Origin of the sequence: Micromonospora sp. NPDC007230, from assembly GCF_042869115.1 — a bacterium.
Classification (GTDB): domain Bacteria; phylum Actinomycetota; class Actinomycetes; order Mycobacteriales; family Micromonosporaceae; genus Micromonospora.
The window spans coordinates 402,595-420,367 of record NZ_JBIAFE010000002.1 but is presented as its reverse complement, the minus strand read 5'-3'; the positions used below and the strand labels follow the sequence as shown (position 1 = coordinate 420,367).

Genomic DNA, 17,773 nt, shown 5'->3' with positions numbered 1-17,773 from the left:
GGGGGCGCCGGGCCCCGGCGCGTCCGTCCCCTGCGGGCCCCGGAGCGTCGCTCAAGATCCGGCGCGGGTTCCCGGAAAGTGTCCCTTCGGAGTCCGCGGGAGGGCCCACTTTCGGGGTAATTGTGCGGATCTTAGTCGGGCTCACGGGGGAGCGCCGGTCGAGGTGGATTGGGCAGACCTCGACCGGTGGATTCCGGGTCAGCGGGTGGGGCGGGCACCCTTGAGGCGGCGGCCCAGCTCGCGGGCGATCTCCCGGTTGGCGTCCCGTTCGGCGATGGCCTGCCGCTTGTCGTACGACTTCTTTCCGCGGGCCAGACCCAGCTCGACCTTGGCCCAGCCGTTGGAGAAGTACATCGACAGGGGCACCAGGGTCACCCCGCCCTCGCGCAGCTTCTCCAGGATCCGGCCGATCTCGATCCGGTGCAGCAGCAGTTTGCGGGTGCGCCGCGGCTGGTGGTTGGTCCAGGTGCCGTAGCCGTACTCGGCGATGTGCAGGCCGTACAGCATGATCTCGCCGTCGCGCTCCTGGGCGAACGCGTCGACCAGCGACGCCCGCCCCTCGCGCAGCGACTTCACCTCGGTGCCGGCCAGCACGATCCCGGCCTCGTACGTCTTGAGGATCGTGTAGTCGTGCCGCGCCTTCTTGTTGGAGGCGATGAGCTTCCGCCCGTTCTCCCTGGCCACGCCCCACCCCCCGTGCTGTCGGCCCCACAGCAGGATAGGCGACCGGTCAGCTCGGCACCGTCGCGGACGCCCGCTCCTGCTGGCCGGCGCTGGAGCAGGCTAGACCGGGCCGTCGGAACCGGGACGGACGAGGCCTGTCTCGTACGCGGCCACGACGAGCTGGGCCCGATCCCGCGCCCCGAGTTTGGCCATCGACCGGTTGACGTGGGTCTTGACGGTGGCGGGGCTGAGGAACAGGATGCGGGCGATCTGGAGGTTGGACAGGCCCCGGCCAACCAAGGCGAGGATCTCCCGCTCCCGGTCGGTCAGCACGTCCAGCCTGCGCGGATCGGGCCGATGAGGTGGGTAGGCCACGAAGGTCTCCACCAGCGACCGGGTGGCTCTGGGCGAGAGCAGGGCCTGTCCGGCGGCAACCGTTCGGATGGCGGCCCGCAGTTCGGTCGGGCTGACGTCCTTGGTGAGGAAGCCGCTCGCCCCTGACCGGAGTGCCTCGAAGACGTTCTCGTCCTGCTCGTACGTGGTCAACACCAGCACTCGGACGCCTGGACCGACGTTCCGGTCGGTGAGGATGCGGCGCGTAGCGGCCAGCCCGTCCAGCACCGGCATCCGGATGTCCATGAGGACGACGTCGGGGCGATGTTCCCGGGCGAGGGCAACTGCCACCTGCCCGTTCTCCGCTTCCCCGACCACCCTGATGTCGCCGTCGTTCTCGCACAGCGTCCGCAGCCCCGTCCGGACCATCTCCTGATCGTCGGCGAGCACGACCCGGAGGGTCATCCGGCACCGCCCGTCGGCAGGCGGGCCTCGACCACGAATCCGCCGCCCGAGACCGGGCCGAACGACAGGGCGCCGCCCAGCGCGGCCACCCGTTCCACCATCCCCTGCAGGCCCGATCCCGGAACCTGCTCGCCGGTGGGCGATGGTTGGCCGGCGGCATGCCCGTCGTCCCGCACCTCGACCCGTACCTCATCGGTGCCGCGTTCGACGACGACGGCGACCGAGGTGGCGCGTGAGTGGCGTAGGACGTTCGTCAGGGATTCCTGGACGATCCGGTAGATCGCCAGCTCGACGGCGGGCCGCAGGGGCGCCGCATCGCCCCGGACGTCGAGCGAGGCGGTGAGCCGGTCCGAGCGGACCGCGTCCACGAGATCCGGTAGCTGGGCGAGCCCCGGCGCCGGGCCCCGCTGCGTCTCGTTCGCCGCGTCCTTCCGAAGGATGGCGATGGTGCTGCGCAGATCCAGCATGGCGTCCCGGGTGGCCGAGCGCACCATTTCGACCGCCTGCTTGGCGCGTGCGGAGTCGCGGTCGATGCTCTCCGCGGCGACCCCGGCCTGGATGCTGACGACGGCGACCGTGTGCGACAGCACGTCGTGCAGGTCGCGGGCGATGCCCAGCCGCTCGGCCGTGAGGCGCCGCTGATGCTCCTGCTCCGCCATCCGCAGCCGCACGGCCGCCTCGGCGCGCAGGGCCCGGCGGCTGCGCAGGCTGTCACCGAGGAGCAGCAGCACCGCCAGCAGGGCGACGTCGAACATGGTCGCCAGCGCCACCTGGCCGACCGGCTCTGCTCCCGCGTCGAGGAGCCGGAACGGCACGCCGACGGCCATCACGGCGCCGACCACCGCCACACCCCACCACAGATGCCCCGCCCAGGCTACCGCGAACAACGGGATCCCCAGCGCCAGCGCCGGGGAGAACCCGGGCACGCCGAAGAACAGCGCGGCGTACAGGCTCGCACAGCTGCCGGTGAGCGCAGTCCGTGGAGCGTGCCGCGCGGCGGCTGTCCAGCTCCCGACCAGCGCCACCGCCGCGACCACCGGCAGGTCGACCGGCCGCGCCGGAAAGTCATCCGACTCCATCGTCGCGGCGACCATGACGGCCGTCACCACCCCGGCGCCGGCCACGTCCGCCGGTAGGCGCCTGCACCAGCCCGAACGCATCGGGCCAAGTCTAGGGGCGAACGTCGATCCGGTCACGGCTCTGCGCGTACCGCATCCGCGGTATCTCGAACGATCCCCGCAGCCGACGCCGGCAGCGTCACAGGCTTCCTACGCTCGCCGGACGAGCAGCCGCATCGCGGATCTGCCGGCGATCCTGATGCGGGAGGTGATGTCCAGCATGTCCATCCAACCGGTGTCCTCATCGCCCCGACCGCCGCGGCGGCGCCGTTTGTCGCGCTGGCTCGGTGGATTCCTGGCCATCGTGTTCGTCGTCCCCGCCGCCGCTGCCAGTGTCCTGGCCCTGCTGTGGGCCAACGCCGTCACCGACACCGCCGGCCGGACGGTTTTCGTCCGCCCGCTCGCCATCCCCCCGCTGGCCACCGGCCGCGTCGAGAACGGGCGCCGCGTGTTCGACCTGCAGGTCATCGAGGGCACCAGCGACTTCGGCGTCGGCGACCGGAAGACCGCCACGTGGGGGTTCAACGGCTCCTACCTCGGGCCGACGCTACGAGCCAAGCGAGGCGAGCAGATCCAGATCAACGTCAGCAACGAACTCGGCGAGACCACCACGGTGCACTGGCACGGCCAGCACCTGCCCGCGGCGATGGACGGCGGCCCGCACCAGATGGTCGAGCCCGGCGAGACCTGGCGCCCCCACTGGCAGATCGACCAACCTGCCGCCACCACCTGGTACCACCCACACCTGCACGGCTCGACCGCCAGCCACGTGTACCGCGGCCTGGCCGGCATGTTCATCCTCGACGACGCCGACAGCGCCGTCGTCGGCCTGCCGTCGACGTACGGTGTGGACGACGTTCCGTTGATCGTGCAGGACAAGTCCTTCGACGGCGACGGCCAGCTCCACGACGGCGATCCGACATTCAGCCCCGTCGGCTTCCTCGGCGACACCATCGTCACCAACGGCACGATTAACGCTTACCACCGCGTCGGCACGGAACTGGTGCGCCTGCGCATCCTCAACGGCTCCAACGCCCGCGTCTACGACTTCGGATTGCACGACGACCGCGACTTCTCCCTCATCGCCACCGACGGTGGCCTGTTGCCAGCCCCGTACCGCACCGACCGGGTGCGCCTCTCGCCAGGCGAGCGGGCCGAGATCGTGGTGCGCCTGCGGGCGGGCGAGGACGCCGTGCTGCGCAGCTACCCACCGGACCTGGGCACCGACTTCTGGAACGAGCGGTTCGCCGGCGGCGACGACAGCTTCGACATCCTGCAACTGCGGGCCGCCGACAGCCTCGCCTCCTCACCGGCGTTGCCGGAGCGCCTCGCGGACGCGCCCGACCTCGACGCCGCCGACGCCAGGAAGACCCGCACGTTCCGGCTGGGCGGCTCCAACATCAACGGCAGGAAGATGGACATGAGCCGGATCGACGAGACGGTCGAGGTGGACACCACTGAGATATGGGACGTCACCAACCCGGGCAACACCCCGCACAACTTCCACGTGCACGACGTCCAGTTCGCCGTCCTCGAGGTCGGCGGCCGCCGCCCGGGACCCGAACTGTCGGGCCGGAAGGACACCGTCTACGTGGCGCCCGGCACCACGGTCCGGCTGATCCTCCGTTTCTCCGACTACACCGACCCCGACGTCCCGTACATGTTCCACTGCCACGTCCTGCGGCACGAGGACCGCGGCATGATGGGCCAGTTCGTTGTCGTGCGGAAAGGCCAGGGCCCCGGCCGGCCACCGGCGGCAGAGCATGATCACCAAGGATCCGGCGGTGGGCTGCTGCTCGACCGGCCGCCGGCGGGTGCCGGCATCAGTTTTCGACGCTAGCCGCTGCCGTCCTCGGCGGCCGATCGGCTCCAGGTCGCGCAGGTTGCGGTATCCGACACGGGGCGGATACCGCAACCTGCGCGACCTGGGGTGAATCAAGGTCCTGCCCGGGCAGGTCAGCCGGTGCGGGCCAGCCGTACGGCGAGGGCGGCGAAGCCGACGGCCTGGAGCGTGGCGCCGGCGACCTCGAACCACTCGGTGCCGGCGATCAGGCCGGTCACGTGCAGCACCGGCCAGCAGCAGATCGCGGCCGCGGCCCAGGCCGGTGCGGTCCGGGCGCGCAGCAGGGCGATACCGAGCAGCAGCGTGCCGAGGATGTTCCCGGCCACGAAGAGCAGGAGCCACGGGATCGCGGCTTCGCCGGCGGCGTCCAGCACGGCGGAGTAATCGCCGGTGGGGCCGCCGCGCTCGGCCATGGCCAGGTCGATGAAACCTCTCATCACGGCGCCGAAGTACGCCACGTACCCGGCGATCATGAGTGACCCGCCGATGAGGCCGAGCCGGTTCGCCCGGTGCCGGGTGAACCCGATGGCGCCGAGCGCGGCCGGGATGATGAGCAGGCAGCCGAGCAGGGCCGCGATGGTGCTCACCCGCAGTGGCGCCGGGTGCACGGCGGCGAGCGCGAGGGCGTCCGCGCCGGTCTCGTCGCTGCCGCCGTCGCGGGTGGCCCACGCGTAGGCGGCGTTGGCGACCACGAACCCCCACGGGGCGAGCAGCATGGCGGCGGCGGTGCCGACGCGGCGCAGCGCGTCGGTCGGGGCGACCGCGGCTTCGCGGTCGAGGGTGGCGGTCATGACGCGGCCACCGCCGGCCGGCGCAGGCCCGGCCAGATCAGCGCCAGCGCGGCCACCGTGACGGCGAGACCGACGCCGAGGAGAACCTCGTTGGCGGCGGAGATGCTGTCGTCGCCGAACGCCGGCAGCACGGCGAGCCCGGACAGGATCCGGGTGACGATCACCGTGACGAGGCCGCCGCGCCTTCCGCGCCAGGCGAACCAGGCGCCGGCGAGGGTGATCGCGCCGAGCAGGGTGATGACCACCGCCGCGGCGAGCGGCGGCTGGCCCTCCCCGCCTACGCCGAAGAAACCGGTGGCCAGGTCGCCGAGGCCGAGCAGGCCGGCGAGTACGAGACCGACGGTGAAGGTACGGGTGTGTCTCACGATTGCCCTCCTTGAGCGGATGTCCTGGCCAGCAGTCTTGGCCCGGACCGCACCGCCGGGCATCGGGGCGGACTCGGGAATCGGGGTGCGGGGAGGTACGGAAGCGATCTCCGTGCTGGCACGCATCCGCACTGGTTGCCGGAGGGCTTACCGTGGGGCCATGACCCTGCCGCGGCTGGTTTCGTACGGCCTGGCGGCGTTCGCCGCCGCGCTCGTCGGCACGGGTGGCTGGCTGCTTTCCATTGCCGCCGATCCCGGTCAGGTCGCCTACTTCGCGACCGCCTGCCTCCTCGCCACCGCCTCGGTGGGCCTGGGCGTGCTGATCGCGACGAAGCGCCCGACCAACGTGATCGGTGCGCTGCTCACGTTCTTCGGACTGCTCGCGATCTGGGTCGCCGGGACCGACGTCTACGCGTACGTCGTCGCGCACCGGCCGGGAGCGCTGCCGGTGTCGTCGCTCCTGGCCACCGTGAGCCAGGGCGCCTGGATGCTCAACTACGTGCCGGCGGCGCTGCTCATGCTGCTGTTCCCGGACGGGCGGCTGCTGCCCGGGCGGCGCTGGCAGGTGACGGCGGTCGGCGTCCTGGTGGTGCCGGCAGCGTTCATCGTGCTCACCGGTCTCGACCCCGCCCCGTTTCCGGAGCCGTTCGCGGGTGTGGACCATGCGTTCGGCACCCCGCCGCCGGCGCTGGCGCGGGTGCTGACACCGATCGCGTTCGTGCTGCTGCCCGGGCTGCTCGCCCTGCTCGTCGCGTCCGCCACGGCGATGGTGGTGCGCTACCGGCGGGCCGCCGACCCGATCCGCCGCGCGCAGCTGAAGTGGTTCGCGCTCGGCGCGTTGTTCCTGCCCGCGACGCTGCTGCTGTGCTGGCTGAGCTACCTGCTGCTCGACGGGCCGGACCTCGTCGTGGCCGGGCTCGCCGCCACGTTGATCGCGATCCCGGCGGCCACCGCGGTAGGCATCCTCCGCCACGACCTGTACGACGTGGACAAGGCGCTGAGCGCCACCGTCACCTACGGCCTGGTCACCGCCGCGCTGCTGGCGTTCTACACGGTCGCCGCCTTCGTCGTCGGCGTCGTGGCGGGGCGCTCGTCGCCGGCGGCGGCGGCCGGCGCCACCGCGGTCTGCGCGCTCGTGCTGTCCCCGTTACGCGTTCGGTTGCAGCATCGCGTGGACCGCCGGCTCTACCCCGCCCGCCAGGCGGCCCTCGCGGCGATCGAGGACCTCCGGGACCGGATGCACGCCGGCGAGGCGGCACCGGAGCGACTCGAGGAAACCCTGCGGCAGGCGCTGCGTGATCCGAAGCTGCGTATCGGCTACCGGATGCCCGGCACGGACGAGGTGGTCAGCGCGACCGGGGCACGGTTCGAGGCGGCCGGCGAGCCGACGCCGATCCGGCTGGGCGGACAACAGATCGGCGTGCTCGTGCGCGGCGAGACCACCCGCGAGCTGATGCGCGAGCTGGCCGACGCCTGCGCGCTGCTCGTCGAGGTGGTCCGGCTGCGGTTGCAGCTACGCCGGGCGCTGGGCGACGTGGAGGCCAGCCGGGCACGGCTGCTGCGCGCCGGGTACGCCGAGCGGGTGCGGCTGGAACGCGACCTGCACGACGGTGCCCAGCAGCGCCTCGTGTCGCTCGGCATGGCGCTGCGGCTCGCCCAGCGGCACCTGCCCGAGACCGACGTCGCCGGCCTGCTGGACCAGGCGGTCGCCGAGCTGGGCACCGCGGTCGCGGAGCTGCGGCAGATCGCGCACGGGCTGCGCCCGTCCAGCCTGGACGAGGGGTTGGCCAACGCGCTGGCGATGCTGGCCCGCGGCGTGCCGCTGCCGGTCACGCTCGACATCGGCGCCGAGCCGGTGCCCGAGGAACTGGCCACCACCGCCTACTACGTGGCCAGCGAGGCGCTGGCGAACGTGGTCAAGCACTCCGCCGCCACCAGCGTGCACCTTCGGGTGTCCCGAACCGACGACCAGCTGAGGGTGACCATCCGGGACGACGGCGTGGGCGGGGCGTGCGTGCGACCGGGCGGTGGGCTGGCGGGCATCACCGACCGGGTGGCCGCCGCCGGGGGCGCACTCACCGTGGCCGGCCGACCCGGCGACGGGACGCTCGTCGAGGCGGTGCTGCCGTGCGGATCGTGATCGGTGAGGACTCCGCGCTGTTCCGGGAGGGGCTGGCCCGGTTGCTCGCCGACGCCGGTCACGAGGTGGTCGGCAAGGCGGTCGACGCGCCGAGCCTGCTCGTCGCCGTCGAGGAAGCCGAGCCGGACCTGGCCGTCATCGACGTACGAATGCCGCCCGACCACACCGACGACGGCGCCCGCGCGGCACGCCAGATCCGCACCCGCCACCCGCAGCTCGGTATCGTGCTGCTCTCCCAGCACGTGGAGACCCGGCACTCGGTGGACCTGGTCACCGGCGGGCGCTTCGGCTATCTGCTCAAGGACCGGGTGCTCGACGTCGACGACTTCCTCGACGCCCTGCGACGGGTGGCCGCGGGCGGGTCGGCGCTCGATCCGGAGGTGGTCACCCGGCTCATCGGCCGCCGCCCGCCCGACGACCCGCTCAGCACCCTGACCGCCAGGGAGCGGGAGGTTCTCGCGTTGATGGCTGAGGGGCGCACGAACGTCGGGATCGCCCGCCGGCTGTGGCTCACCGAGCGGACGGTGGAGGCGCACGTCAGCTCCATCATGGCCAAGCTCGACCTGGCCGCGTCCGACGAGGACCACCGTCGCGTCCTCGCCGTCCTCGTCCACCTCCGCCGGGCCACGGCCTGACGGTTCGTCAACCGCGTCGCCTGGTCGGGCCTCGCCGACGCGCAGCGCGGCATCCAGGAGGGCATGCGCGGTGGAGTCATTTCCGCGACCGCATTGTCCGCCGGTCGCGGCCGCCTTGCCGCGTCGCTTCCGGTCGCGGCCAGCCAGCCCGATCAAGGTCAGGATTTCGCCTTGCGGGGCGCAATCGTGTAGCTGAAGGAGATCAGGAAATCGATGATCAGCACGATGGCCCACCCGCCCATCGGCCCCCACATCGCCGCTACCCGCGTGTCGCCCCCGACGAGCAGGGTGAAGAGCCCCATGACGGCTGCGGCGATCGCGTACGCCAGGAGATGGCGCAGCCACTGCCGCCGCTCATGGGCGGCGTGCTCGAGTCCGGCCTTCCGCGGCCGCTTCGGGCTGGGTCCGCCCGCGAACCGGTGCGCGAACCGCTCGTCGGCCCAGCGGAGCATCTGGCCACCGAAGGCGACCGAGACTCCGAGATAGATCGCGGCGAGGCCGTGTGCGGTGTCGGCTTCCGCGCCGCCGCGCAGGTCGAGGACGGAGGCGGCCAGCAGCAGCACGTCGACGAGGGGTACGCAGATCAGCAGAACGGTGCTGAGCTTCCGGGCGCGCAGCAGATAGCGAGCGGCGAGGCCGAGCAGGAGCAGAACCCAGAACGCGATCTCGCAGGCGATGATCAACGCCAGCATGGAACCCCCGTTTATCGCACGGTCGTGTGATTTCGTTTTTTACACGGTCGTGCGAGAATCAGCAAGTGCCGAAGATCGTCAACCACGACCAGCGCCGCCGCGAGCTGGCCGCCGCCGTCTGGCAGGTCATCGCCCGCGACGGTGTGGAGGGGATCTCCATCCGATCGGTAGCTGCCGCCTCGGGGTGGTCCTCCGGCGCGCTGCGTCACTACTTCTCCACCCGCGCCGAGCTGCTCGCCTTCGCCTGCGAGCAGGTCATCGATCAGGTGACCGAGCGGATCCAGGGACTGCGGCACACCGGCGGCCCGGTCCAGGCGGTCCGCGCCATCCTGCTGGAGACCATGCCGGTCGACGAGACGCGCCGCACCGAGGGCTCGATCGCCTTCGCCTTTCTCGCCCTCGGCCTCGGCGACCCCGAGCTCGCCCGGGTCCAGCGCCGCCATTTCACCGGCATGTACGAGCTGTGCCTGCGGCTCGTCCAGGACCTCGCCGAGCGGGACGCGCTGGCGCAGACCGGGCAGGACGCCGAGGCGCTGGCCCGCCGCATGCACGCGGTCGTCGACGGGCTGACCGTGCACGCCCTCGCCGGTCACCTCACCGCCGGGGAGATGGTCACGCAGCTCGACGCGTACCTCGCCGACCTCACGGGAGTCGACGTCACCGAATAGCCCCGGCGACCTGATGATGCACCGGCGCGACCGTGAACTCCGGTTGGACAAGTGATACTCGCTCGGTCTTCGTACTCTGCTGCGTGTGAAGACGCTGCTCCGCTCCCTGGACGGGATCGAGTTCGCCGAGACGGCGGCCGGTGTGCCGCTGGTCGGCGGAACCTTTCCGGAGGGCGAACACGACCGGGTCTGGCGGGCGTTGCGGGCCGAGCATCCCCGTACGGGTCTGTGGCCGGTGTTGGGCTGGACGGCCGGCAGCGCGGCCGAGGGGACGTACGACTGGTGCCGGCGGCACCAGGGGCCCACCTGGCTCGCAGCTCTTCGTGAGGTCGACCCGGCGGAGCGGATGGCGCTGATCATCCGGTCCAAGCGGGAGTGGATCGTCGAGGACGACGACTCCGCCGACCCGCAGGCGGCGGCTTGGCAGGAGGAGCGCCGGGCCGAGTTCGACCCGGCGCGGGTTGCCGAGGCGATCGGACCGCTGACGGATTTTCCGCCTGGGATCCGGCGCCAGACCGATTCGTATCCGCCCACCGATGTGCTGCTGGTGCCGGCGGCGGCCGGCCACGAGGTGCTCGCCCTGGTGCCGGGACTCATGTCGATCATGAACAACTGGATGGGCGGCCCGTCGCACCCTGACCTGCAGTACGCGGACCACGTCTTCGTGCTCCGGCACTGGGAGAAGGCCTGGGGCGCCGAGCTGTACCAGCCCGGCGTCGACAACCTGGAACTGGCCGTCACCCGTCCGCCGCGTGACCCGCTCACCGCCGCGACCTGCGCGATCGAGCAGTGGTCCTACTGCGACGACCTGGAACAGATTCTCGGCGATGTACACACCGTGGCCCGGCGGCAGGCACCCGCCGACCACTGGTCGTTCTGGTGGGACTGAGCGGCCGGCGAGGTCGTTCACCGCCTAGGGGCCTGTCCGGCGGATCATGCCGGACAGGCCCCCGGGTCCAGAGGAGGCTCAGCGTTTGAGCGTGAAGGTGAAGTCGCCGGAGAGCTTGCCGCTCAGCCGGACTGCCGAAACGAGCTTCCCCTCCGTGATCAGTCTCTCGACCTCGGCCCGCAAAAGACGGCAACCTTCAGCGATCAGTCGCACCGGCCGGACCGGGATCCGCGCCGCAAAGCGGACCGAGACGTCGATCACCTCGCGGTCCAGGTGATCCGATCCGCCGGTGTCGAGGCGCCAGGCGTTGTCCCAGTCGAGGGCGATGCGATTGCGGTGCTGCACGGCCGGATCCTGGAGCAGTTCGGCTGTCAGGCCAGGGTCGTTGTGATGCAGCCGGTCCAGCAGCTCAGGTCGTACGGAGCGCACATTCATCCGCTCCAGGACCGTGAGCTTTGCAGTTTCCCCGCAAGCGGTACAGAGCGCGAGGAGCCAGGCGTCGATGAGCTTGTGGTTTGCGTTGACGCGAAATTTACCGCTTGCCTGGAAGCGGTCGGACGCGCACGCGTGGCAACGGCGGCGAACGAGCGGCAGGCAGGTGGGCACGACCACCCAGTTATTGAGCACAGAAGTACACCGGTTTCAGTGAGAAGTCCGCAGCAAGAAGGAGCGCGGCGCACACATGCGCGACGCGCGACAAATCAGCGCTCGGGAGGTCTCACAGGGTGTACAACGGCACGTCCTTGACTAGACGACTTGGTTCTGCAGCACGGTAATGGCGCACAGCGGCGCTGCTCCACTGGTTTTCGAGCGCCTCACCGCCAGGGTCCATCCGGCGTGGACACCGCCAGCTGCGGGACCTGGAGTGGATCAAGCCAGGGCGGGCCCGACCGGCGACGGGTGGCGGTCGGCGATGGTCGGAGCCGCCGCCCAGCCCGTGGTGATGAGCAGCAGCGCGGCGATGTAGGTCGTCATGACCAGGAGGCCGTGCCCGGCCAGGTGGACGCCGGCCGCGTCCAGCCCGATCAGCAGGTCCGAGCCGAGGAACAGCGCCCCGCCGACCGCCACCCGCCGGGACACCCCAGTCGCGGCGGCGGCCATCAGGGACAGCGCGAGGCTGTAGCCGAGCACCGGCAGCCGCAACGGCCCCAGCGCGCCCCAGAGCAGGGCGTTGGCGACCGCCCAGAGCGCCACGTACCCCAGGACCGCCGGGGCCGGCGGCCGGCGGTGCCGGACGAAGGCGGTGAGGAACGCGAGCTGGGTGACCAGGAAGCAGCCCATGCCCACCAGGAACGCGGCCGGTCCCGCGACGAGCAGGGCCACGTCCCCGGCGGTGGCAAAGACCAGGCCAACTGCGACGCCGTCGATCCGCCGCCGAGCAGACCAGAGGTACGCCAGCAGCAGCGGGGCCAGCAGCGGCTTGGCCAGCCACTGGGTCGCGGTGGAGTCGAGCGCGACGCCGACCAGCTCGACCGCGGCGACGGCCCCGAACAGGGGCAACCAGGGGCGCCTCACCGGGCCGGCTGCCAGCCGGGCCGGCCGAACACGTAGCCGAGACGGTCCCGGCAGGTACGGGCGGCCCGGGCGTCGGCCCAGATCGCGGCGAACTCGTGGGTGGCCACCCGCAGCGGGTTGTACGTGTTGATGTTCTTGGTGAGCCCGTACCGGACGGCGGCCCGTTCCGGCTCGAAGGTGCCGAAGAGCCGGTCCCAGACGATCAGGATGCCGGCGTAGTTGCGGTCCAGGTACTCGGCGTTGGCACCGTGGTGGACCCGGTGGTGTGACGGGGTGTTGAAGACCAGCTCGATCGGCCGGGGCAGCACGTTGATCCGCTCGGTGTGCAGGAAAAACTGGTAGAGCAAGCTGATCGACTGCTGCAGGAAGATCATCCACGGCGGGATGCCGAGCAGCGCCAGGGGCAGCCAGAACGGCAGCGAGGTCATCGGCGTCCAGCTCTGCCGCAGCGCGGTGGAGAAGTTGAAGTGGACGCTGGAGTGGTGGACCACGTGGCTGGCCCAGAACACGCGTACCTCGTGGTGCAGCCGGTGGAACCAGTAGTAGGCCAGGTCGTCGGCGAAGAACAGCAGCACCCAGGTCCACCAGTTGGCGGGGGAGAGGTGGATCGGCGCGACCAGCCACAGCGCCGCGTAGACGCCGGCGGTGACCAGCTTCCACGGCACGCCGATCAGCACGCTGCCCAGACCCATCGACAGGCTGGTGGTGGTGTCGCGCAGCTCGTAGCCGCGTTCGTCGTCGTCGGGCAGGAACCGGTAGGAGACCGCTTCGATGATGATCAGCAGCAGGAACGCCGGGACGGCGTAGAGCACGGCGGGGATCATGCTCGGGCTTCCCTTCCGGACGGGGTGGTGGGAGTGGTGACCGGGGCGGTCAGCAGGGCCCGGGCGTGCCGTGCGGCGGCCGCGCCGTGGCCGGCCGCGATGGCGGCGGCGAGCCGCCGGTGGCCGGCGACGTCGAGCAGCTCGGCGGCCCGGCCGTCCAGCGGTACGTCGTCCACGGCCAGTGCGCCCGCCACCAGGCTGTTGAAGGCCAGCAGGTAGGCGGTGTTGCCGGAGCCGGTGACGATCAGCCGCCACATGGCGATGTCGGCGTCGTGCATCCGGGGCAGGTCGGGGGCGAGTGCCGCGTACTCCTCGGCGGCCTGGACCACCGCGGCGGTGACGGCGGGATCGCCGCGCTCGGCGCAGAGCCGGGCCGCGTCGATCCCGACGCAGGCCCGCATCTCCAGCATGTCGCGGACCAGCGTCTCGACCGGGAGTACGTCGCCCGACCGGGCCAGCGAGAGCGCCAGGTCCAGCCCGGCGTGCACCCGCCAGTCGAGCACCCGGGTCGCGCCGCCCTGGCTGACCCGGAGCAGGCCGAGCTGCTGGAGCCGGCGCAGCGCCTCCCGGACGGCGTGTCGGTTGACCTCGAACGCGGCGGCCAGCTCGCGCTCGCCGGGCAGGGTCTCCCCGGGCTGGTAACGGCCGCTGACGATGGCGTCGCGGAGCTGGCCGAAGACGTGGTCGGAGACCGAGGCGCGGGGTACGGGGGCGAAGGCCATGGCGGCAGTGTGGTCCCCGACACCTCAACCCGTCAACTGGTTGGACCAGATGGTCTTCGCTATGCCGGCATCGTTGTTCGACAATGGAGTGGTGAGCGACATCGCCCTCTACCACCCGTACGTCGACTTCCGGGACGAGGCGTGGCTGAAGGGCGCCGTCCTGTACTGGCCGAGGATCGCCCGGATGCTCCCCGACACCATCTGGAGCTGGTCCGACTCTGACCGGGTGCGACAGCTCCGGGACGAGCTTGACTGCATCGTCGACGTACGTCTTCGGCAGCGCGACTACGGCGGACCGCTCGAGCGGGCCGAACAACTCTTCTTCCGGTTCCTCGATCGGCACGAGGAGGAACTGCTTCCCCGATATGGCGTCCAACGCCTCGGGATCGATCCGATCGTCCAGGACCGAGCCGACACCGGGCGCTTGGCGCCGCGCGATCCCCGCCTGGCGCCGGTCATGCCCGGCAAGCTGCTGTGGTCCCTGGCGGACCGGTTGGCCGACAGCGGCCTACTGGTCCGGCTCGAGGACATGCGCGCGGACGGCCGACGCCAGCCGCTGCCCTACCTGTGCCTGCACCGTGACCTCGCGACGCTCTATCTCGCGGTGCTCGCCGACGCCGTGGCCTCGGAGAACCGGATGGCGATGGTCACCGACCTGCCGGTGACCCTGGCGACGAGCGGCGGGTGGACCACCGACTCGATGGCCGCCGTCCTGCTGGACGATGCGGCACCGGCCACGTTCGCCCGCCCCGAACCCGCCCAGGCCTTCGCCGTCCTCGCGCTGGCGGTCGCCGTGCCGAAAGACCTGCGAGACGTGCCGGTCCGTCGAATCATCAAGGCCCGCCGAAAACTTCAGCCGCAGTTGCTCGCCTACCGCGCCTACCTCGACTCGCTGGCACCCGCCCTCGCCGAGCTGAGCTCGGTGCCGGACCCGGCCGCGGGGACGGGCCGCCGCGGGTGACGGTCGGTGCGTCGACGCGACCCGACGGTGCCCCGGCCGTCACACCTCGTATCCTGTCCGCCGGAAGGCCCGCGACATGGAAGGGAGTCGGTGTGAGCGACCGGGTCGAGACGTTGGAGTTCCAGGCCGAGGCCCGTCAGCTGCTCCAGCTGATGGTGCACTCGATCTATTCGAACAAGGACGTCTTCCTGCGCGAACTTATCTCGAACGCCTCTGACGCGCTGGACAAGCTGCGGCTGGAGTCGCTGGTCGACAAGGACCTGGCGGTCGACACCGCCGACCTGCACATCGAGCTCGAGGTCGACCGGGAAGCTCGCACGCTGACCGTGCGGGACAACGGCGTCGGCATGTCCCGCGACGAGGTGATCGGGCTGATCGGCACCATCGCCAAGTCCGGCACCGCCGAACTGCTGCGCAAGCTGCGCGAGTCCCAGGACGCCGCCGCCTCGCAGGAGCTGATCGGCCAGTTCGGGGTCGGCTTCTACGCCACCTTCATGGTGGCCGACAAGGTCACCCTGGTGACCCGGCGGGCCGGGCAGAGCGGGGGCACCCGCTGGGAGTCGACCGGCGAGGGCACCTTCTCGGTCGAGTCGGTCGACGACGCGCCGCAGGGCACCTCGGTCACGCTGCACCTCAAGCCCGCCGACGCCGAGGACAACCTGCACGACTACACCGCCGAGTGGACCATCCGGGAGATCGTCAAGCGATACTCGGACTTCATCGCCTGGCCGATCCGGATGACCGTCGAGCGGTCGGGTGAGGACGGCGCCACCACCCGCGAGGAGCAGACCCTCAACTCGATGAAGGCGCTCTGGGCCCGCTCCCGGGACGAGGTGGACGAGGCCGAGTACAAGGAGTTCTACCGGCACGTCGCCCACGACTGGGCCGACCCCCTCGAAACCATCCACATGCGCGGCGAGGGCACCTTCGAGTACGAGGCGCTGCTCTTCCTGCCCTCACACGCCCCGCTCGACCTGTTCTCCCCGCAGGGCCGCCGCGGTGTGCAGCTCTACGTCAAGCGTGTCTTCATCATGGACGACTGCGACGCGCTGATGCCCAACTACCTGCGCTTCGTCAAGGGCGTGGTGGACGCGCACGACCTGTCGCTCAACATCTCCCGGGAGATTCTCCAGCAGGACCGGCAGATCCGGGCCGTCCGCCGCCGCCTGGTCAAGAAGGTCCTCGCCACCCTCAGGGAACTCTCCGCCGAGTCCTACCGCACCTTCTGGACCGAGTTCGGCGCGGTGGTCAAGGAGGGGCTGCTCGAGGACCCGGACAACACCGAGGCGCTGCTCGACCTGGTCCGGGCCGCCAGCACCAACGATCCGGCCGAGCTGACCACGCTGCGCGACTACGTCGAACGGATGAAGGACGGCCAGACCGAGATCTACTACGCCACCGGCGAGTCCCGGGTCACCATCGAGAACTCGCCGCACCTGGAGGCGTTCCGTGCCAAGGGCTTCGAGGTGCTGATCCTCACCGACCCGGTCGACGAGGTGTGGGTCGAGCGGGTCGGCCAGTACGACGGGAAGACCCTGCGCTCGGTCGCCAAGGGCCAGGTCGACCTGGAGACCGGCGAGGAGAGGGAGAAGGCCGAGGCCGAGCGGCAGGAGTACGCCGACCTGCTCACCTGGATGAGCGGCGCGCTGGCCGACAGCGTCAAGGAGGTCCGGCTCTCCTCGCGGCTGACCACCTCGCCCGCCTGCGTCGTCGGCGACGCCCACGACATGACGCCGACGCTGGAGAAGATGTATCGGGCGATGGGGCAGGAGGTGCCCCGGGTCAAGCGGATCCTGGAGCTCAACCCGAGCCATCCGCTGGTCACCGGGCTGCGCAAGGCCCACGAGCAGGGCGGCGACCAGAGCGCCCTGACGGAGACCGCCGAGCTGCTCTACGGGATGGCGCTGCTCGCCGAGGGCGGAGAGCTGGCCGACCCGGCCCGGTTCACCCGGATCCTCGCCGACCGGCTGGCCCGTACCCTTTAGGACCGCCGCCTCCGTCGGCCGCGGCAGCCACGCCGCCGCCTCCGTCGGCCGCGGCAGCCACGCCGCCGCCTCCGTCGGCCGCGGCAGCCACGCCGCGGCCGACGGAGGCCGCCGCCGTCGCTACTGGCTGGCCGCGGTGAGGGCCGCGGCGAGGGCTGCCGCGCGGTCCTTGCCGATCGCGGCCACGATCGCGGCGGCGGCGTCGGCCGGGGACTGCCCGCCGAGCGCCTGCACGGTCGCCGCCGCGATCGCGGCGGCGGTCGGTGCGGCATGGGTGGTCTGGTAGAGGTCGTTGAGCACGTTGAGCGTCGACATGCCGGCGGGGATGCCGCCACCGATGTACTGCCAGGGCAGTGCGCGCATCTTCGCGGCGACAGCCGGGTCGGACAGGATCGCGGAGAATTCGGCGGGGGTCATGGTGTCGTCCTTCGTCAACAGGGCCCGCAGCTGGGCGAGCGTGCCACGGTATGCGTTGCAGTCGGTCTGTCCGGACGCGCCGGGGCAGGCGACGTTCGACCCGTACTGCCAGATCGACGGGGTCACCCCGCCGTACGCGGCCCAGCCCGGGCCGCCGTCCCCGCCACCTTGCGCGTAGACGGCAGCAGGCGCGCCGGTGGGGTTGCTGCCGTAGTCGCTGGCGACCAGGGGTGCGTTGAGCGGCCGGAGGTCGGGCCGGCCGAGGTTCCCGTCCCAGTTCCACTTCGGTAGGTAGATCGCCAGCACCCGCTGATCGACGGCGTGCCAGCGGTCCACGAACCGGCGTACGTCGTCGAAGCGCGGCCACAGTCCGTTGGCGACCAGCTCCGGGTAGCGCTCGACGTCGAGCATCGCCCACACCGCCCCGATCCCGTCGAGGGTGCTCCGCAGATAGTCGACCTGCCGGTTGGTGCTGGCCTGATCGCCTCTGATCAGGTTGTGGTAGCCACCGATCACGTCGAAGCCGGCGCCGGCCGCACCACGCGCCATGTCGGCGACGTGCGGGCTGGGCGGGTGGAAGCCCTGCGGGTCGCCGTAGCTGGCGCGCAAGCACAGGACGGGAGAGGTGGCCCGGCGGACCGCCGCCCAGTCGAACTCGCCCTTGACGCGGTCCCAGTCGTGGTAAGACAGGTCGACATAGATCACAGCCATTGCCATCACCTCTGCGGCCCACCGTAGCTCGACCCA

General features: G+C 71.3%; 18 protein-coding genes. 7 read left to right on the top strand and 11 right to left on the bottom strand.

All coding sequences use genetic code 11. The features are described from left to right. Positions 1 to 198: 198 nt before the first annotated feature. The 3 genes from smpB to ACFYML_RS04800 form a co-directional block, all read right to left on the bottom strand. Positions 199 to 684: an SsrA-binding protein SmpB gene (gene smpB, locus ACFYML_RS04810; RefSeq protein WP_357435605.1), complete on the bottom strand. Its 486-nt coding sequence runs from the start codon at positions 682 to 684 to the stop codon at positions 199 to 201. Between the two features lie 99 nt (positions 685 to 783). Then, positions 784 to 1,461 carry a response regulator gene (locus ACFYML_RS04805; RefSeq protein WP_387419330.1) on the bottom strand — a complete coding sequence of 226 codons (678 nt, stop codon included), beginning with the start codon at positions 1,459 to 1,461 and terminating at the stop codon, positions 784 to 786. Then, complete coding sequence (locus tag ACFYML_RS04800) at positions 1,458 to 2,621, bottom strand: sensor histidine kinase (protein WP_387419329.1); 1,164 nt, start codon at positions 2,619 to 2,621, stop codon at positions 1,458 to 1,460. Before ACFYML_RS04800 ends, ACFYML_RS04805 begins: the two co-directional genes overlap by 4 nt. Positions 2,622 to 2,799: 178 nt before the next feature. Between ACFYML_RS04800 and ACFYML_RS04795 the strand changes: the two genes are divergently transcribed. Next, positions 2,800 to 4,419, top strand: a complete 1,620-nt coding sequence (locus ACFYML_RS04795; RefSeq protein WP_387419328.1) for a multicopper oxidase family protein — start codon at positions 2,800 to 2,802, stop codon at positions 4,417 to 4,419. 116 nt (positions 4,420 to 4,535) lie between these two features. Here ACFYML_RS04795 and ACFYML_RS04790 read toward each other — a convergent pair whose 3' ends face one another. Beyond that, positions 4,536 to 5,213, bottom strand: coding sequence for a hypothetical protein (locus tag ACFYML_RS04790; protein WP_387419327.1), 678 nt, complete (start codon positions 5,211 to 5,213; stop codon positions 4,536 to 4,538). Next, a complete protein-coding gene (locus tag ACFYML_RS04785; RefSeq protein ID WP_387419326.1) occupies positions 5,210 to 5,578 on the bottom strand; it encodes a hypothetical protein in 369 nt (122 codons plus the stop codon). The genes ACFYML_RS04790 and ACFYML_RS04785 overlap by 4 nt, the downstream gene beginning before the upstream one ends. Before the next feature lie 160 nt (positions 5,579 to 5,738). Between ACFYML_RS04785 and ACFYML_RS04780 the strand changes: the two genes are divergently transcribed. Further along, complete coding sequence (locus ACFYML_RS04780) at positions 5,739 to 7,718, top strand: sensor histidine kinase (RefSeq protein WP_387419325.1); 1,980 nt, start codon at positions 5,739 to 5,741, stop codon at positions 7,716 to 7,718. Further along, positions 7,706 to 8,353, top strand: coding sequence for a response regulator transcription factor (locus ACFYML_RS04775; protein ID WP_357435597.1), 648 nt, complete (start codon positions 7,706 to 7,708; stop codon positions 8,351 to 8,353). Before ACFYML_RS04780 ends, ACFYML_RS04775 begins: the two co-directional genes overlap by 13 nt. 158 nt (positions 8,354 to 8,511) lie before the next feature. On the opposite strand, the gene ACFYML_RS04770 is transcribed toward ACFYML_RS04775, so the two are convergent. Continuing rightward, positions 8,512 to 9,045 carry a hypothetical protein gene (locus tag ACFYML_RS04770; RefSeq protein ID WP_387419324.1) on the bottom strand — a complete coding sequence of 178 codons (534 nt, stop codon included), beginning with the start codon at positions 9,043 to 9,045 and terminating at the stop codon, positions 8,512 to 8,514. A gap of 65 nt (positions 9,046 to 9,110) precedes the next feature. Between ACFYML_RS04770 and ACFYML_RS04765 the strand changes: the two genes are divergently transcribed. Beyond that, positions 9,111 to 9,713, top strand: coding sequence for a TetR/AcrR family transcriptional regulator (locus ACFYML_RS04765; protein ID WP_387419322.1), 603 nt, complete (start codon positions 9,111 to 9,113; stop codon positions 9,711 to 9,713). A gap of 85 nt (positions 9,714 to 9,798) precedes the next feature. Further along, positions 9,799 to 10,602: a DUF4253 domain-containing protein gene (locus ACFYML_RS04760; protein WP_387419321.1), complete on the top strand. Its 804-nt coding sequence runs from the start codon at positions 9,799 to 9,801 to the stop codon at positions 10,600 to 10,602. Between the two features lie 78 nt (positions 10,603 to 10,680). Here ACFYML_RS04760 and ACFYML_RS04755 read toward each other — a convergent pair whose 3' ends face one another. The 4 genes from ACFYML_RS04755 to ACFYML_RS04740 form a co-directional block, all read right to left on the bottom strand. Further along, positions 10,681 to 11,214: a DUF1062 domain-containing protein gene (locus tag ACFYML_RS04755; protein ID WP_387419320.1), complete on the bottom strand. Its 534-nt coding sequence runs from the start codon at positions 11,212 to 11,214 to the stop codon at positions 10,681 to 10,683. A 258-nt stretch (positions 11,215 to 11,472) separates the two neighbouring features. After that, positions 11,473 to 12,102: a lysoplasmalogenase family protein gene (locus ACFYML_RS04750; protein WP_387419319.1), complete on the bottom strand. Its 630-nt coding sequence runs from the start codon at positions 12,100 to 12,102 to the stop codon at positions 11,473 to 11,475. Between the two features lie 11 nt (positions 12,103 to 12,113). Then, on the bottom strand, positions 12,114 to 12,941 hold the full coding sequence (locus tag ACFYML_RS04745) for a sterol desaturase family protein (protein ID WP_387419318.1): 828 nt from the start codon (positions 12,939 to 12,941) through the stop codon (positions 12,114 to 12,116). Further along, the gene (locus ACFYML_RS04740) at positions 12,938 to 13,663 is read right to left on the bottom strand and encodes a FadR/GntR family transcriptional regulator (protein ID WP_387419317.1); all 726 of its coding nucleotides are present in this window, start codon (positions 13,661 to 13,663) and stop codon (positions 12,938 to 12,940) included. Before ACFYML_RS04740 ends, ACFYML_RS04745 begins: the two co-directional genes overlap by 4 nt. Positions 13,664 to 13,754: 91 nt before the next feature. Here ACFYML_RS04740 and ACFYML_RS04735 point away from each other — a divergent pair, with 91 nt between their 5' ends. Both ACFYML_RS04735 and htpG read left to right on the top strand, forming a co-directional pair. Beyond that, complete coding sequence (locus tag ACFYML_RS04735; protein WP_387419316.1) at positions 13,755 to 14,624, top strand: DUF6236 family protein; 870 nt, start codon at positions 13,755 to 13,757, stop codon at positions 14,622 to 14,624. 92 nt (positions 14,625 to 14,716) lie between these two features. Continuing rightward, a complete protein-coding gene (gene htpG, locus ACFYML_RS04730; protein ID WP_387419315.1) occupies positions 14,717 to 16,609 on the top strand; it encodes a molecular chaperone HtpG in 1,893 nt (630 codons plus the stop codon). 120 nt (positions 16,610 to 16,729) lie between these two features. Here the strand turns inward: htpG and ACFYML_RS04725 are convergent, their stop codons facing one another. Continuing rightward, positions 16,730 to 17,737: a hypothetical protein gene (locus ACFYML_RS04725; RefSeq protein ID WP_387419314.1), complete on the bottom strand. Its 1,008-nt coding sequence runs from the start codon at positions 17,735 to 17,737 to the stop codon at positions 16,730 to 16,732. Positions 17,738 to 17,773: the final 36 nt, after the last annotated feature.

Coding starts and splice junctions, on each gene's coding strand:
- ACFYML_RS04780 (WP_387419325.1), top strand. CDS start 5,739: ATGACCCTGCCGCGGCTGGTTTCGTACGGCCTGGCGGCGTTCGCCGCC.
- ACFYML_RS04800 (WP_387419329.1), bottom strand. CDS start 2,621: ATGCGTTCGGGCTGGTGCAGGCGCCTACCGGCGGACGTGGCCGGCGCC.
- ACFYML_RS04725 (WP_387419314.1), bottom strand. CDS start 17,737: ATGGCTGTGATCTATGTCGACCTGTCTTACCACGACTGGGACCGCGTC.
- ACFYML_RS04790 (WP_387419327.1), bottom strand. CDS start 5,213: ATGACCGCCACCCTCGACCGCGAAGCCGCGGTCGCCCCGACCGACGCG.
- ACFYML_RS04740 (WP_387419317.1), bottom strand. CDS start 13,663: ATGGCCTTCGCCCCCGTACCCCGCGCCTCGGTCTCCGACCACGTCTTC.
- ACFYML_RS04805 (WP_387419330.1), bottom strand. CDS start 1,461: ATGACCCTCCGGGTCGTGCTCGCCGACGATCAGGAGATGGTCCGGACG.
- ACFYML_RS04795 (WP_387419328.1), top strand. CDS start 2,800: ATGTCCATCCAACCGGTGTCCTCATCGCCCCGACCGCCGCGGCGGCGC.
- ACFYML_RS04770 (WP_387419324.1), bottom strand. CDS start 9,045: ATGCTGGCGTTGATCATCGCCTGCGAGATCGCGTTCTGGGTTCTGCTC.
- ACFYML_RS04745 (WP_387419318.1), bottom strand. CDS start 12,941: ATGATCCCCGCCGTGCTCTACGCCGTCCCGGCGTTCCTGCTGCTGATC.